Annotated in this window: 14 protein-coding genes; 9 read left to right on the plus strand and 5 right to left on the minus strand. The window is 46.7% G+C overall.

Going from position 1 to position 16,098, the window contains the following annotated elements; translation table 11 throughout:
• Positions 1-77: 77 nt before the first annotated feature.
• The 6 genes from ORJ01_RS05195 to dusC all read left to right on the plus strand — a co-directional run bounded on the left by ORJ01_RS05195 (position 78) and on the right by dusC (position 5,065).
• A complete protein-coding gene (locus ORJ01_RS05195; protein WP_306177176.1) occupies positions 78-668 on the plus strand; it encodes a LemA family protein in 591 nt (196 codons plus the stop codon).
• A gap of 3 nt (positions 669-671) precedes the next feature.
• A complete protein-coding gene (locus ORJ01_RS05200) occupies positions 672-2,480 on the plus strand; it encodes a M48 family metallopeptidase (protein WP_306177177.1) in 1,809 nt (602 codons plus the stop codon).
• A gap of 81 nt (positions 2,481-2,561) precedes the next feature.
• Positions 2,562-3,026: a hypothetical protein gene (locus ORJ01_RS05205; protein ID WP_306177178.1), complete on the plus strand. Its 465-nt coding sequence runs from the start codon at positions 2,562-2,564 to the stop codon at positions 3,024-3,026.
• Between the two features lie 42 nt (positions 3,027-3,068).
• Complete coding sequence (locus tag ORJ01_RS05210; RefSeq protein ID WP_306177179.1) at positions 3,069-3,941, plus strand: HDOD domain-containing protein; 873 nt, start codon at positions 3,069-3,071, stop codon at positions 3,939-3,941.
• Position 3,942: 1 nt separating this feature from the next.
• Entirely contained in the window at positions 3,943-4,098 is a 156-nt protein-coding gene (locus ORJ01_RS05215; protein ID WP_229584892.1) for a DUF2256 domain-containing protein, read from the plus strand.
• Between the two features lies 1 nt (position 4,099).
• Positions 4,100-5,065, plus strand: a complete 966-nt coding sequence (gene dusC, locus ORJ01_RS05220; protein WP_306177180.1) for a tRNA dihydrouridine(16) synthase DusC — start codon at positions 4,100-4,102, stop codon at positions 5,063-5,065.
• Positions 5,066-5,102: 37 nt separating this feature from the next.
• On the opposite strand, the gene tdh is transcribed toward dusC, so the two are convergent.
• The 3 genes from tdh to ORJ01_RS05235 all read right to left on the minus strand — a co-directional run bounded on the left by tdh (position 5,103) and on the right by ORJ01_RS05235 (position 8,141).
• A complete protein-coding gene (gene tdh / locus ORJ01_RS05225) occupies positions 5,103-6,128 on the minus strand; it encodes an L-threonine 3-dehydrogenase (RefSeq protein ID WP_306177181.1) in 1,026 nt (341 codons plus the stop codon).
• 14 nt (positions 6,129-6,142) lie between these two features.
• Complete coding sequence (locus ORJ01_RS05230; RefSeq protein WP_226749401.1) at positions 6,143-7,339, minus strand: glycine C-acetyltransferase; 1,197 nt, start codon at positions 7,337-7,339, stop codon at positions 6,143-6,145.
• Between the two features lie 130 nt (positions 7,340-7,469).
• Positions 7,470-8,141: a TetR/AcrR family transcriptional regulator gene (locus tag ORJ01_RS05235; protein WP_226749400.1), complete on the minus strand. Its 672-nt coding sequence runs from the start codon at positions 8,139-8,141 to the stop codon at positions 7,470-7,472.
• Positions 8,142-8,250: 109 nt separating this feature from the next.
• On the opposite strand from ORJ01_RS05235, the gene coaD reads away from it, so the two are divergent.
• Positions 8,251-8,760, plus strand: coding sequence for a pantetheine-phosphate adenylyltransferase (gene coaD / locus ORJ01_RS05240; protein WP_306177182.1), 510 nt, complete (start codon positions 8,251-8,253; stop codon positions 8,758-8,760).
• Between the two features lie 98 nt (positions 8,761-8,858).
• Here coaD and ORJ01_RS05245 read toward each other — a convergent pair whose 3' ends face one another.
• Both ORJ01_RS05245 and ORJ01_RS05250 read right to left on the minus strand, forming a co-directional pair.
• Positions 8,859-9,596, minus strand: a complete 738-nt coding sequence (locus tag ORJ01_RS05245; RefSeq protein ID WP_306177183.1) for a SapC family protein — start codon at positions 9,594-9,596, stop codon at positions 8,859-8,861.
• A gap of 193 nt (positions 9,597-9,789) precedes the next feature.
• Positions 9,790-11,388, minus strand: coding sequence for an AbgT family transporter (locus ORJ01_RS05250; RefSeq protein WP_306177184.1), 1,599 nt, complete (start codon positions 11,386-11,388; stop codon positions 9,790-9,792).
• Between the two features lie 399 nt (positions 11,389-11,787).
• Between ORJ01_RS05250 and ORJ01_RS05255 the strand changes: the two genes are divergently transcribed.
• Complete coding sequence (locus ORJ01_RS05255) at positions 11,788-12,537, plus strand: 3-hydroxybutyrate dehydrogenase (protein WP_306177185.1); 750 nt, start codon at positions 11,788-11,790, stop codon at positions 12,535-12,537.
• Positions 12,538-12,598: 61 nt separating this feature from the next.
• Positions 12,599-16,063, plus strand: coding sequence for a PAS domain-containing hybrid sensor histidine kinase/response regulator (locus tag ORJ01_RS05260; protein WP_306177186.1), 3,465 nt, complete (start codon positions 12,599-12,601; stop codon positions 16,061-16,063).
• The last annotated feature ends 35 nt before the right edge of the window (positions 16,064-16,098 follow it).

The following is a 16,098-nucleotide window of genomic DNA, read 5'->3' on the forward strand; positions in this document are numbered from 1 at the left end:
CGCATTAACCGAAGAACTGCTGGACAATCAGTTAAACCTTCGTTAACAATAAACCAAATATATTGTTGGAGTAGGCTATGGCACCCCTTATCATTTTAGCGCTGATCGCGGCTCTGGTGTTTTACATCATCAGCATCTTTAATCAGCTGGTAAAACTCAGAAATCGTTTTCAAAACGCCTTCGCACAAATCGAAGTGCAGCTGAAACGTCGTTACGATTTAATCCCGAATTTAGTCGAAACCGCGAAAGGCTACATGAAACATGAGCGCGACACGCTTGAAGCGGTGATTGCAGCGAGAAATACCGCGTTAGCGGGGCTAAAAGTGGCCGCCAATAATCCAGGTGATGCCGGAGCAATTGGCCAACTGGCTGTTGCTGAAGGGGCATTACAAAGCTCAATGGCGCGCTTTAGTATGGTGATGGAAGCTTACCCTGACTTAAAAGCCAGCGAGAATATGCAGCAATTATCAGAAGAGCTGACCAGCACAGAAAATCGTATTGCTTTTGCCAGACAAGCGTTTAATGACGCGGTAACAGACTACAACAGCTACAAGCAAAGCTTTCCGCCGATGTTTTTCGCAGCCAGTTTTGGCCATAGCAAAGATGCGATGTTATTAGAGTTTGCTGATAGCGCAGCCATTCAAGCGGCACCGAAAGTTAGCTTTTAAATAATGGCGACAAACTTTTTTCAGCAGCAAGATTTAGCACGTCGCAATACCCGTTTGTTGGTGGTGATCTTTGGTATGGCGGTGTTGTCACTGATTGTGCTAACTAACTTGCTGGTGATGATTAGCATAGGTTTTGTGCAAGACGTACAAAGCAGCTTTATGCTGCCATGGGAAGTGATCAGCAGTATCAGTTTAGTGGTCATTGCCGTGGTCGGTTTAGCCATTATGGCTAAGTGGCAGCGGCTAAAACAAGGTGGCCGCACTATTGCCGAGGCGCTAGGTGGTATTCGGGTAACCCCTGATACCGCCGATAGTGCAGAGCGCCGTTTACTGAATGTAGTAGAAGAAATGGCCCTGGCGGCTAATTTGCCTGTTCCCCCCGTTTATTTGCTACCTGAAAGCGGTATCAATGCCTTTGCCGCCGGTTACAGCCAGTCTGACGCGGTGATTGGTATCACCCAAGGTAGCTTGCAACAACTAAGCCGAGACGAATTACAAGGCGTTATCGCGCATGAATTTAGTCATATTTTAAATGGTGATATGCGGATGAATATCCGCTTGATTGCCATTTTAAATGGCATCTTGTTTATTGGTCATATTGGCTATTATTTATTACGCTCTGGTCGCGGTAGCAGCGCACTGATGAGTAGCCGCACACGCAATAAGAATGCTGGTGGCTTATTACTGTTTGGCATTGGTTTAGTGGTGATCGGCTATCTAGGTTCATTTTTTGGTAATTTAATTAAGGCTGCGGTAAGTAGACAACGCGAATATTTAGCGGATGCTTCTGCGGTTCAATTTAGCCGGAACCCTTTGGGTATCAGTGGCGCCTTGAAACGGATTGGCGGCTATCAAGCAGGCTCAAAAATTAACCACCCGAACGCGGATGAAATGAGCCATCTCTTTTTTGGCGAAGCACTGAGTCGCTGGACTAGTATCTTTGCCACTCATCCGCCTTTAGCAAAACGTATCCAACGTTTAGATCCCACTTGGAATGGTCGTTTCGCGGCAACAACGAGCCCCAAAAAAACCAGTGCAGAACAAACCACGAGCGACTCGCCAGCATTATCCGCGCGTCAGAGCATGCTCGCTGCCCTGCCGTTGCTATTAAGCCAAAGTAGTCATCAGCTATTACCCGCTAAAGCCATTGTTTGTGCCATGTTACTGACCCCAGAGCAATTGGCTACACAATTAGCTATGATTAAAAACCAAGGCTCACCCACCCTTTTACAACAAGTGGATCAACTGGCCGATGAGGTTAGCCGTTTACCACTGGCGCAACAGGTGCAATTACTGCAACTGACCATCCCTACACTGAAACAACTTAGCGCCAGCGAGTTTCAGCAATTTTCAGCGCTGTTGCAACAATTAACCGCCAACAACCCCAGCTTACAAGCTTGGCTATGTTTAAATTTTATTCAGCATACTGTCGCCAGTCAGTTTAGCGCTAAAGACGTCCATCATCGCGCGCATTCGCACAGTTTGGCGCAGTTACAGCCCCAATTAACACTCTTATTCAGCGCACTAGCTGACTGCGCTGGGCCTGAGCAAGCCGAACCCGCGTGGCAAGCCGCTTGGCAGCAACTGACTTTGCCCAAGGTACCGGCAAAACCCGTCACCGACTACCAGGCACTAACGGCTGCCTTACCTATGCTGATCGACGCTGCTCCCAAAGTTAAACAACAACTATGGCAAGCCGTGCTTGTTACTATCGCTGCCGATAAACACTTTAGTGACGCAGAACAAGCGATGACTAATTTACTGGCAATGCTCTTAGAAATGCCCGTCCCTTTAACAGCAGATTTTAGTTAGGTGTTGATTTTCAGACAGGGCTTTAGCACAAGCGCAGGCTAAGGTACAATGTGCGCTTTGTTGAATTGTCTGGAAGGTGCCATGTCTGATAATCGCTTATTCTTGTTGTACGATGCCTCGTTCGACGAAATGGATGCAGAAGGCTGCCCAGGATTTGGCTATGTTTTATTATTTTCTTCCGACGATGTAGAACAATTTCAACCGGGTGAAAACCCCGAGTGTGCTGCAGTGTCTATGCTATTTACGGATCATGCTGATGGCAGTATCAGCGGCGATTTATTAGGTTGGGCACATGTTGATGCCGCTATTTTTCAGGAATACCCGTTAGGTCAATTCTTAGTATTAATGGAACAAGCGGCTCAAGTTGCGATTAATGCTTATCGTCAGGTCGGTCAGGTACCCGATAAACTGGTTGCAGTGAATTTACCGGATGACGAATTATTGCAATTTGATGTGCAGTTTAATGATTTGCAACTCACAGAGCAGCAAACTGAACAACAACTAGCACAGCAATTGATGCTTGGTCGCCCTTACCTCGATTCATAACAGCAACATTAAACCGTTTTAACAAGCACGCGGAGTAGCGGCATGGTACAAGCAATCAATATGGGCTTAATTGAGCAAGCCTTACAAGGTTTCACCATTCCACCGCAGCCGCAAATTTTGCAGCATATTCAAAAACAACTCAGCAGTCAGGATCCTGATCTGAATCGTATTGCAGCCCTAATCGCACTGGATATCGGTACTGCGGGTTTTACTTTAAAAGTAGTCAACTCTGCCTTTTTTGGGCTGAAAAATAAAATCACCTCGATAGAGCAAGCCTGCCGCTACCTGGGCTTAAACCGCGTGATCATGTTGGCACGCAGTGTGTTATTACGCTTTACTTTGGAAGAAGGGCGCCAAGATGCTTTTAATCAAAGGCTCTGGAATAACGCCTTGCACACTGCCAATATTGCCATGACACTCGCCAAACAATTGAATTTTAGCCAACACGTCCAAGATGATTGCTATTCACTGGGTTTGTTTCGCAATGCCGGCATGGCCTTAATTAGCCAACAGCGCAATGACTATGCCGCAATCATGCAGCAAGGCCTGCAACAGCAACAACACTATAGTGAAATTGAAGAGCCACGTTTTCACACCAGCCATGAAGTATTAGGTTATTTGATTGCCGAATCTTGGGGGCTGTCAGACATGTTGTGCAATGTGATTGCTTATCACCACAGCACGCCTCTAATCCTAGCAACTGAAAACCCAGCCGAACAGCAACGTTTTGCGCTGTTAAAGATTGCAGAGTATTTTAGTGGTGAAAGCCGACAATTGTTCTCTGTTCATCAAGATCCTGAGTGGCAAAGCCAGCAAAGCGCCATCCTCGATGTATTGGATCTAGAGCCGCTGCAATTACCTGAACTGGCGGAGCTGCTGCATCGCCAAGATTTACATACCATTTATAGCGTTTAATATGGCGCACAAGAAATGTCATTTACCTGAAAAAATCTGCCCCGTCTGCCAACGCAGTTTTAGTTGGCGGAAAAAATGGCAACAGCACTGGGACGAAGTGCGTTATTGCTCAGAGCGCTGCCGACGTCAACGCAGCAACGATAAAGTATCCCCCTAATATGCGAATTATCTTGGCACCGATGGAAGGTGTGGTCGATCACTTGATGCGCGAGATGCTCACGGCCATTGGTGGTTATGATTTATGCGTTACCGAGTTTGTCCGTGTCGTCGATCAAAAACTGCCTGCCAGGGTCTTTACACGGCTTTGCCCTGAGTTATTACAAGGCGGTAAAACCCTCGCCGGCACACCTGTACGCGTACAGTTATTAGGCCAAGAACCCGACTGGTTAGCCGAAAACGCCGTGCGTGCCGTCGAGTTAGGTTCGCCAGGTGTCGATTTAAACTTTGGTTGCCCTGCAAAAACGGTGAATAAAAGCCGTGGCGGTGCGGTACTGTTGCGTGATACCGAGCAGCTGTATCGTATTGTCAAAGCAGTACGTAATGCGGTACCGGCTGAATTTCCGGTGACAGCTAAAATTCGATTAGGTTATGAAGATACCCGCTTAGCCATTGCTAATGCCTGCGCCATCGCCGAGGCGGGTGCTAGCAGTTTAGCCATTCATGCTCGCACTAAATCAGATGGCTATCGCCCACCCGCTTATTGGCCTTGGATCGCGAAAATTAAACAACAGGTCGCTATCCCATTAGTCGCCAATGGTGAGATCTGGAATGCCGAACAGGCTTTGTTATGCCAAGAGCAAAGCCAATGCCAAGATATTATGCTCGGCCGTGGTGCCTTAGCGATGCCGAATTTAGCTCAACATATTCGACTAAAACAGCCACCATTACCCTGGCCTGAGGTACTCGCGCTATTAATGCGCTATTCGGAATTTGAGATGTCGGGCGAGAAAGGTAAGTATTACGCCAACCGCGTAAAACAGTGGTTTAGCTATTTAAAACTGCAGTATCCACAAGCAAGTGAGTTGTTTCAGCAATTACGTGTGCTAACTCGAAGCGCCGATATTTTAGCGCTATTGCAACAGCAGCGAGAAATAACAGAGCGAGCCGAAGCTCGCTCTGTGTAATGCAGTTGGCTGTGTCTGTTAGTACACAGCAAAAGCCTTAAGACCAGTTTAAGATCACTTTGCCCGATTGGCCTGAGCACATAATCTCAAAGCCTTCTTGGTAGTTTTCCATCGGCATTTCATGAGTGATGATCGGGCTTAAATCTAAGCCTGATTGAATTAAGCTGGCCATTTTGTACCAGGTCTCAAACATCTCACGGCCATAAACGCCTTTAATCACTAAACCTTTAAAAATAACTTTATTCCAGTCAATCGCCATTGAGCTGGGTGGAATACCCAGCATGGCAATTTTACCGCCGTGGTTCATGGTATCAAGCATGCTGCTAAATGCAGATGGCACACCTGACATTTCTAAACCAACGTCAAAACCTTCGGTCATGCCCAGTTCGCGCATCACGTCTTTCAAGTTTTCTTTGCTAACATCAACGGCACGGGTTGCGCCCATTTTTTTAGCCAGTTCCAAGCGATAAGGGTTTACATCGGTCACCACCACATGGCGTGCACCGACGTGCCGTGCTACTGCAGCCGCCATAATACCAATAGGGCCTGCGCCAGTGATTAACACATCCTCACCCACTAAATCGAATGACAATGCGGTATGCACCGCATTACCAAATGGATCGAAGATTGCCGCGATGTTGTCTGGAATATTGTCGGCGAGTTTAAAGGCGTTATAAGCTGGGATCACTAAATACTCGGCAAAAGAGCCGGTCCGGTTAACGCCCACGCCTATGGTATTTCGGCATAAATGCACGCGACCAGCACGACAGTTACGGCAATAACCGCAGGTAATATGGCCTTCGCCCGATACGCGATCGCCTATGCTAAAGCCACGAACTTCTGAGCCCATGCCTTCAATCACACCCACATACTCATGACCAACAACCATACCATGCGGAATGGTATTTTGCGCCCATTCATCCCATTTGAAGATATGCACATCGGTGCCACAAATGGCGGTTTTTTTGATGCGAATTAACACATCGTTCGGGCCCACTTCGGGTTTTTCAACGTCCGTTTGCCAGATACCCGGTTCTGCTTTTAATTTTGCTAATGCTTTCATTACTACGCCCCGCCTTATGCGATCACGCCCATGTCTTTACCAATTCGGATAAAGGCCGAAATGGCTTTATCTAATTGCGCTTTTGTGTGTGCTGCTGAAATTTGTGTGCGGATCCGCGCTTGGCCTTTTGGCACCACGGGAAAGGAGAAACCCACCACATAGATCCCTTCTGCCAACATGCGTTTTGCCATTTCTGCCGCGACCTTGGCATCCCCTAACATCACCGGAATAATGGCATGATCTTTACCGGCCAGCGTAAAACCTGCCGCCGTCATTTGCTCACGGAAATAATTAGCGTTTTGCCATAGCTGCGCGCGTAATTCATCGCCTTGCGCCAGCATGTCTAATACTTTAATTGACGCGGTAACAATAGAGGGCGCTAAAGAGTTCGAGAACAAATAAGGCCTTGAACGTTGCCGTAACCAATCAATAATGGCTTTTTTACCCGAGGTATAGCCACCTGAGGCGCCGCCTAAGGCCTTACCTAAAGTGCCGGTAATAATGTCGACACGATCCATTACTTCACAATATTCGTGAGTACCGCGACCGTTTTTACCAACAAAACCGACCGCATGACTGTCATCTACCATGACCATGGCATTATATTTATCGGCCAGATCACACACTGATTTCAGATCGGCAATGACGCCATCCATCGAAAAGACACCATCAGTGGCAATGAGTTTAAAGCGCGCACCGTCGGCGTCGGCTTGTTTTAATTGCGCTTCTAATTCGGCCATATTGTTATTGGCATAACGATAGCGTTTCGCTTTACACAACCTCACGCCATCAATAATAGAAGCATGATTAAGTGCGTCAGAAATGATCGCATCTTCAGCACCTAAAATCGTTTCAAATAAACCTGCGTTAGCATCAAAGCAAGAAGAATACAAAATGGTATCTTCGGTACCAAGAAACTCGCTCACTTTGGCTTCCAAGGTTTTATGAATATCTTGCGTACCACAGATAAAGCGCACCGATGCCACACCAAAACCATGGCTTTGCAAACCGGCCGCGGCGGCAGCAATCAGATCAGGATGATTGGCCAACCCTAAATAGTTATTCGCACAGAAATTGAGTACCTGTTGTGAGCCAACCGTCACATCGGCTTGCTGTTGCGATGTGATGATACGTTCTGCTTTGTACAGACCTTCTGCTTTCACCTCTTCGAGTTGTTGTTCTAGATGGTGCAGAAAAGCGCCATTGCGCATAAAGCCTCCTCTGGCAATATTGGGCAGGAATTAAGCTGTTGAACTTGCTATTGTAAAGATTTAGTGCGGTGACTGCAGCGTTCAACGTGAAGCAGCTCGACGGCAGCGCCGCCAAGCTGTAAAGAAAAGCCTACAAATCGGCAGCAAATTCATCGCTACCGGCTAAATCGGTATAATGCTGCTGTAGCTTCCGAAAATCGGGTAATGCTTCTGCCGTGGCATAAGGCTTAAACAACAAGAGAACTTTTAGTACGCCGCGATATAAATTAGCCTTATTGACTGCCGCTAACGGTGCTTGGGTTTTTAAATAGCTGATCCAAAAACTCACCAGCAACTTGATATTATGCGCTACGTCGCGGATATCATTGGGCTCGATAGCAATCACCTTAGCGTCATTTAAGCCCTTAATCACCGCCATGACCCGTGCTAACACGTTTTGTTGTACGTGCAAATAATCTTGCTGTAACGCGGGATCGCGCGCCAAAATATCCGGCAAATTGGCATAAAAAAACTGGAAACGCCACATTAACTCAAACACCGCATCAAGATAGTCGGTCAGTAAATCCAGTGCCTGTTCAGGCTGCGCAGGAGGTTTGATCCGTGTATCGAGTAATTTGGCATATTCGCGAAAGATCTGCCGCACAATATCTTCTTTATTTCTAAAGTGATAATACAAATTACCCGGGCTTATGCCCAAGTGTGCAGCGATATGGTTAGTGGTAACTTGACGTTCACCTACTTCGTTAAATAAGGCAATACTGGCCTGTAAAATGCGGTCTTTGGTTCTTAACTTCTTTTCCATTACGTCGTGCGAGCTTCTGTTAATCAGCAGTTATTTTGTTATAGTAACGCCAAACTGAATGTAATTACCAGCCACGCTTTTGCGTACGCTGGCCGAGGACCACCCATAGATGAAAATCCGCGCTATTTATCCTGGCACTTTTGACCCTCTGACCAATGGCCATGCTGATTTGGTTTTGCGTGCTGCCCGCCTCTTTGATAGCGTCGTCGTTGCAGTGGCGTCTAACCCAAGTAAACAACCGTTATTCACCTTAGAAGAGCGCGTAGAACTGGCTAGAGCGGCATTTAAAGATTGCTCTAATGTCAGTGTCATTGGCTTTTCCGGCTTGCTCGCTAAGTTTGGCCAAGAACAACAAGCGCAAGTATTGATCCGCGGTGTGCGTGCGGTCGCTGATTTTGAATACGAGTTTCAGTTAGCCAGTATGAATCGTTCGTTAAACCCGGAATTAGACAGCATCTTTATGACACCCTCTGAAAAAAATACCTTTATCTCATCCACCTTGGTCAAAGAAGTCTGTCGTCATGGTGGTGATGTTTCGAGCTTTGTCCCCGAGCATGTCAGAATTGCGCTGCAAGCACGTTTAGCCCAAGTAGCTGCAATAGCTCAGAGCGCTGGCTAAATAACTTAAATACCACTTAAAAAAAAGGGCTCAGTAAAACTGCGCCCTTTTCTTATTGCACTGGCGGTTACTGCATCAGTAACCGCTTAGTTTTGGCCTTATTGTGTTTTTGCAGCAGCGGCGGCAGCATCACGTGCGGCTAACTTTTGCACTAATTTTTGCGTATGCTGAAGTGACATCAGGTGAGCATAAATTGCAGTTAAGTAACCTAACTTACGTAATTCAAGGAAGGTTTCATCGCTTAATTCATTCAACGCTTTGTCATCAATCATGTTAATACCGTTGATATTACGCTTTTCTTCATTGATGGTAACAGTAAGCACTTGCTCTTTAATTAAGCCTAATTCTTGCATTTTTAGCGTGAAGTTATGAGTAATTTGGCTAAAATCAACAAAATCTGCCATTTGCTGTTTACGAGCAACTAAGTAGTCGCTTTCAGTGCCATCTTCATTAAATAAGGCAAAACCTTCAGTGTCGTTCACACGCGCAGACGATTCGTCGATAGCCACGATTAAACGATCACTACCTGGCTGATCTTGTACTAGTACTAGAGGGTAATTACGAGCAACACGAGGAACGTACATACCGTCCCACTTGCCATCTTTGATCACCAGGTTTTGCTGCGCTGATAAACCTAATAACACCACTGGTTGGAAATTTTCACCCGATTGATCTTTAACAAAAACGATAGGGAATTCAGCACCCGCAACCACAAACTCATGCACTACAACCGGTAACATATGCTCATTAGCAATGTGTTGAAAAAGATTTTGCGTATTGATCTTGGTTTTGGCGTGACCTTCTTTGTGTAACGCCACTACTTTATTTTCTGCCATATACTACTCTGCTCTCTAAATTTTAAATTAAGTATGTTGTGTTGGTTCGCTGCAGCATCTCACTCATTAACCTGGCTATGGAACGGTCGGCCCGCAGTAAGGCGGAACAAGCCAGACGTTATACAGACTGCTGCTTCGCTGCCTGAGCCATGTTATATCACAGCTTTCAAGCAGCGGTAAGCCTGATCACCAATTACTGTGTGAATTCGTAATAGGTCGGGGCATTTGGCCCCACAGGCATCCCTAATAAGAACACCCATGTATAAAATAAAAGGACCCAACCCACAAAAAATACCATGGTGTAAGGCAGCATGGTGGCAATCAGCGTACCGATCCCCATGTTCTTTTTATAACGAGAGGCCACCGCCAAAATAAGCCCAAAATAGCTCATCATTGGCGTAATAAGGTTAGTGACTGAATCACCAATACGGTAAGCCGCCTGAATCACCTCTGGTGAGTAACCGACAATCATCAGCATCGGCACAAAAATGGGTGCGAAAATCGCCCACTGTGCAGAGGCAGAGCCCAAAGACAAATTGACAAAAGCACACATCGCGATAAAAAACACGAAGAGTTCTGGCCCGGTTAAACCAATATTTTGTAACAAGGTGGCGCCTTTTACCGCAAATATCGCCCCTAAATTTGACCAGCCAAAAAACGCGACAAACTGCGCCGCAAAAAACACCAGCACAATGTAAAGACCCATCGAGCTCATGCTTTTAGCCATGGCATCAATCACATCACGATCGCTTTTCATGGTGCCAACAATGCGACCATAAACGTAACCCGGAATACCAAAAGTAATAAAGATAAAAACAACGATGCCTTTAAGAAACGGGGAGTTATCTACCAAGCCGGTTTCGGGATGCCGTAACACACCATTTTCTGGCACGATACTGAGCGCCAGCAAAATGCCTAAGAATAAAAACGTTAAACCCGCCGCTTTTAAACCGCGTTTTTCTTGAGGCGTCAGTGCATCGAGTTTTTGCTCACCCAAATCAACCGAGGCTTCATTCGGGTTGTATTTGCCCAGTTTTGGCTCAACGATTTTTTCTGTAACTAAAGCACCGAGCGCAGCAATAACAAAGGTACTGACAATCATAAAGTACCAGTTAGCTTCGGGGCCAACGACATAGTTTGGATCAATTAAATTCGCCGCTGAAGTGGTAAAGCCTGCCAGTAAGGGGTCGACCGTACCAATAAATAAGTTGGCACTGTAACCGCCTGAAACACCAGCAAAAGCGGCGGCTAAACCGGCTAATGGATGACGGCCTAACGAGTAAAAAATTAAGGCAGCCATCGGAATGAGCACCACATAACCCAGCTCTGAGGCGGTATTAGAAATGATACCGGCAAACACAACCGTGACCGTGACCATGCGTTTTGATGCATTCATCACTAAGCCACGCATCGCCGCAGAAATTAAGCCGGAGTGCTCCGCCACACTGACACCCAGCAAGGCCACTAACACCACGCCTAAAGGCGCGAAACTGGTAAAGTTAGTGACTAAATTTGAAATAATCCGCTGTAAGCCATCAACCGTCATCAGGCTTACCACCTGAATGGTGCCGTCGGCTGCGCGGCCAGAGGTACCCTCAGGTCTTGGATCAATCGCACTAAAATCAAAGTAAGCGGCGATACCACTGCCAAAAACCACGGCAATAGCAAAACAAGCGAATAAAGTTACAGGGTGTGGGAGCAGATTACCTAAAAATTCTACAGTATCGAGAAATCGGGTAAACCAGCCACGTTTTTCCGCAACGCCGTTTGGCGTTTTGCTGGAATTCGTCATCAATCGGATCCTCTTGGTCAAAGGTGGCGCAATAAGACAGCGTTATTGCAAACCAGACGGTTTTTATTTTATTAAGCGCCAAGGTTGGTTTGCCTTGCTGGCTGCTCAAGTACCGTTCTGGTGAATTGTAAAAGCGCTAAATCTATCACAGGAAATCAGTAGCGCAAAGCTGCAAACCTTTTACCGCTTTACTTTCATCGTTAAAAGCCGCTCTCTGGCGAACCTTTATTGTGGTCATTTCGCTGCAGATTGTCGCTTTGGTTAAGCCCAATAAAAAGCATTTTAATGCCCTAAACTGTATTGGTTAGCCACACGCATGGCACACATAGCACTAAAGTACCGTTGTAGTAATACGCCGGCTTTCTTAGCATGCTAAGTATTATTTATAGGAGAGTTATTATGCGCGTAGTCGTTACTGGAGCCACCGGCGGCATTGGTTTTGCCGTTGCCGAAGCCTTTGCTAAAGCAGGTCATGCTGTGGTGTTGGCCGATTTAAATGCTGAATTACTGAAGAGCAAAACGGCAGAGCTCACCGCTGCCGGATATATCGCCGACGCCTTTGTATTAGATGTAACCAATGCCGAGCAAATTGCCGCATGTGCCGCACAATTTCCAGCAGATATTTTAATTAATAACGCTGGTATTCAGCATGTTGCTCGCTTAGAAGACTTTCCACCAGAGAAATGGGCATTATTATTGGATGTGATGCTAACCGGCCCCGCGATGTTAACGCGGGCCATGTTGCCGCATATGCAGCAACAAAACTTTGGTCGGGTGATTAATGTGGGTTCTATTCATGCGTTAGTGGCATCGCCGTTTAAATCGGCCTATGTAGCAGCCAAACATGGTTTACTGGGCTTTAGTAAAGTGATCGCACTGGAGAACGCAGATAAGAACTTTACCATCAACACCATTTGCCCGGCTTATGTCAAAACGCCATTGGTAGAAAAACAAATTAGTGCCCAAGCTAAAGAGCATAACTTAACCGAGCAGCAGGTCATTGAACAAATTATGCTAGCGCCGATGCCACAAAAGGCTTTTATTGATGTCAGTGAAATTGCTGAAACCGCCTTATTTTTGTGCCAACCGGCCGCCAAACACATTACGGCGCAAACCCTAGTATTGGATGGTGGCTGGACAGCACGCTAGCTGAACCAGTAAAACTCAGGCACAATCAGAGTATTATGTATTGACGAGCTCTGCCTCTGCAATGATTCAAAATGGTAGCGGTATCGGTTTAGCCACCCTTGCCGCCATATCACTGCTGTATTTGTTGGTGCTATATTGCGTTGGCCTGTTCGGCAAGCGCATTACCGCACAGCATCCGCTTGCGCCCTGGGTGTTTAGTTTAGCCTTATCCATATATTGTACGTCGTGGGCCTTTTATGGCGTCACCGCACAGGCCGTTGTTAACGGCTGGTGGTTACCGCCCACCTATATTGGCTCTTTTATCTTATTTTGGTTTGGTTTTAAATTACTCGCCCGTGTTGCTGTAGCGTGCCGGCGCTATCGCATCACCTCTATTGCAGACTTTATTGCCACACGCTTTGGCCATTCGCGGCTGTTAGCGGTGATGATCACGTTAATTTTATTGATGACGGTGATCCCCTATATCACGCTGCAACTGCATGCCGTTGCGACCAGTATTAACACCCTCGTGAAAGTGGAAACCGGAGAGCATTGGTATACCGATACCGGGCTTTATGTGTGTTTATGGATGGCAGTGTTTGCGCTGCTGTTTGCCGGTAAAAGCGCACGCGCCCACCAACCTAACCCCGGTTTAATGACGGCCATTGCCTTTGAATCCCTAGTAAAATTGTTTGCATTGTTAGCTATTGCGGTATTTGTGGCGTGGGGCATGTTTGATGGTGTAGGTAACATCTTTGAATTAGCCGCCGAAAGTAACGCCGTGCAAGAAATACAACGCCAGCGCTTACCTACTTACACCTATTGGATCCATGTATTACTGGGTTTTGCAGCTACCCTTTGTTTGCCTTGGTTATTCCATGTCAGCTTTGTCGAAAACCAAAAATTAAGCCATTTGCGTAACGCGCGCTGGGTTTTTCCGCTGTACTTATTATTGATGGGCGCCTTTAGCCTCCCCTTAGGTTTAGCCGGTATTATGTTACTGGGTGAAAACGCCAATCTCGACTTAGTGATTCTACAACTGCCGCTCGCGGCTAATCGCACCGATATTGCCTTGCTAGCATATATTGGCGGTTTCTCGGCCGCCACCAGTATGGTGGTCATCGCCACCGTTGTACTGGGGATTTTGATCACCAACGAATTGCTCGTGCCGTTATTGTTTCGTCGAAACAACCTAGCTAATGATCAACAAAAACTGATTAAAGTGGCGACTGTACGACGTTTAGCCATGATCGTGGTACTCACGCTCGGTTTTATTTACTACCGATTTATTGGCACTGGTACGGGGTTAGCGCAGCTCGGCTTAATGGCATTCGCTTTAGTAGCACAGTTAGCACCGTCGCTCATTATGGGGCTGTTTTCACGTCAAATAAATCGGCGCGGTGCTATAACAGGTTTGGGCAGTGGCGCCTTAATTTGGGCTTATGTGTTGCTGTTCCCTGAACTCGTACGGGCCGGCATTATCAGCAGCCAAATACCTTTAGCCGGGCCTTTTGGTGTAAATTGGTTAGCCCCACAACATTTATTTGGCTGGCAAGGCGATAGTATTACGCTGGGGGTATTACTCAGTTTAAGCGTTAACTGTGTAATGACCCTCCTGGTGAGCCAATTAACCAATACCGGTATTAGTGAATGGCTACAAAGCGGCCGCTTTTTGCGCAGTAGCCGTGAAGCCCCAGCCAGACCATTACAGCAACTGACCATTCAAGAGTGTTACTTATTAGTTCGCCGTTTCGCAGGAGAACGCGAAGCCCAGCGCCTGTTACAACGCAACACCAAAGACAACCAACCCGAATTACAGCGCTTAGCGCCGATTAATGTGATTCAAGCCACTGAGCGCAGCCTGGCGGCTGTATTAGGCGGTGCTTCGATGCGTTTAATTATGGATGCCAGTGGTCGACATGGCCGTTTGCCGATGGAAACCGTTGAACGCTTTGTCGACGAAGCCAGCCAAGTTTTTCGCTTTAATCAGAATTTATTGCTCTCCACTATCGACAATATCAGCCAAGGCATCGCCGTAGTCGATGCCGATCAGCGGGTAATTGCCTGGAATCAGCGCTATATCGAGATGTTTAATTACCCACCGGCGATGGTCGAAGTAGGTCGCCCAGTTGCTGAATTGATCCGTTTTAATATGCAACGCGGTTTAATTGATAGCGCTGATATTGAAACCGAAGTGGCTAAACGTATTGGCTTTTTACGCCAAGGTAGCCAATATCGGGTGCAGCGCGAACAACAAGATGGTCGCGTGTTAGAGATACAAGGTAACCCCTTACCGGGCGGCGGTTTTGTCACCACCTATACCGACATCAGTTCTTTTATTGCCGTGCAGCAACAATTAGAGCAAAGTAATCAGCTACTTGAGCAACGCGTAGCCGAGCGCACCAGCGCCTTACAACAGTTAAACGCCCAACTTCAACACACTCAGCAGCAGCTCGAAATAAGTACCCAAGCCAAGACCCGTTTCTTTGCCGCAGCCGGTCACGATTTAATGCAACCTTTTAATGCCGCAGCCTTGTTTGCGAGTTTGTTACGTCAAAAAGTGACGGAACCCGAATTAAAACAATTAAGTGAAAACTTGAGCCACTCCCTCAATTCCGCCGAAGAATTACTGACGGCCATCCTCGATTTAACCAAACTCGATTCAGGGGTGATTAAAGCGCGTCATCAACCGGTGAGTGTGCAATTACTGTTAGAAGACATCGCTCGCGACGCCACCATTTTAGCCGAGAAAAAGGGCTTACACTTTAAGCTGCATAGCACAAAATTGGTAGTGAATACTGATCGCAAACTGTTAAAACGTGTCCTACAGAATTTACTGGCGAATGCCATCCGTTATACCCCAGCAGGAAAAATTGTTTTAGGTGTGAAACGCCGCAGCGAGCAACTACAGATTTGTGTATTGGATACCGGTGTTGGTATTGCGCTGGCCGATCAGCAACGTATTTTTGAAGAGTTTCAACAAGGTAGCCAACCTGATCAAAAAGGCTTAGGTTTAGGCTTAGCGATTTCACATCGGATCAGCGCCATCCTCAATCACCCGCTAACGGTGCAATCCGTTGAAGGCCGTGGCAGTTGTTTTAGCCTGCTATTACCTCGCGCTCATCTGGTGCCAGCACCACTTGAAACAAAGATCACGAATAGTGATATCAGTGCGAGCTTTGCCAAGAAAAAAGTACTGCTACTTGATAACGAACCACAACTGCTGCATGCCGTCGCTGCGTTACTGCAAAGCTGGCAATGCGAAGTGCTGGCTTTACAACAACCAAGCGATGTTCTGGCAGCATTACAACAAGGCTTTCAACCCGATCTCTGTTTATTTGACTACCACCTCGATAATGGTGCAACCGGTATCGACGTTGCGAGTCAATTAACCAGTCACTTTGCCCTCAGCGTTCCAGTGATCATTCACTCTGCTGATCATGATCAATTAATCCGAGAACAAGCATTAAGTAGCGGTTTCTATTTCCTACTTAAACCGTTAAAACCCGTCGCATTAAAACGTTTATTTCAGCGTCTATTAAAATAGCGCCAGCCCTCTTCGTTTAAAACTTAAATAGCATC

This window comes from Alishewanella sp. SMS8 (genome assembly GCF_030737935.1).
In the GTDB taxonomy this organism is placed as follows: domain Bacteria; phylum Pseudomonadota; class Gammaproteobacteria; order Enterobacterales; family Alteromonadaceae; genus Alishewanella; species Alishewanella maricola.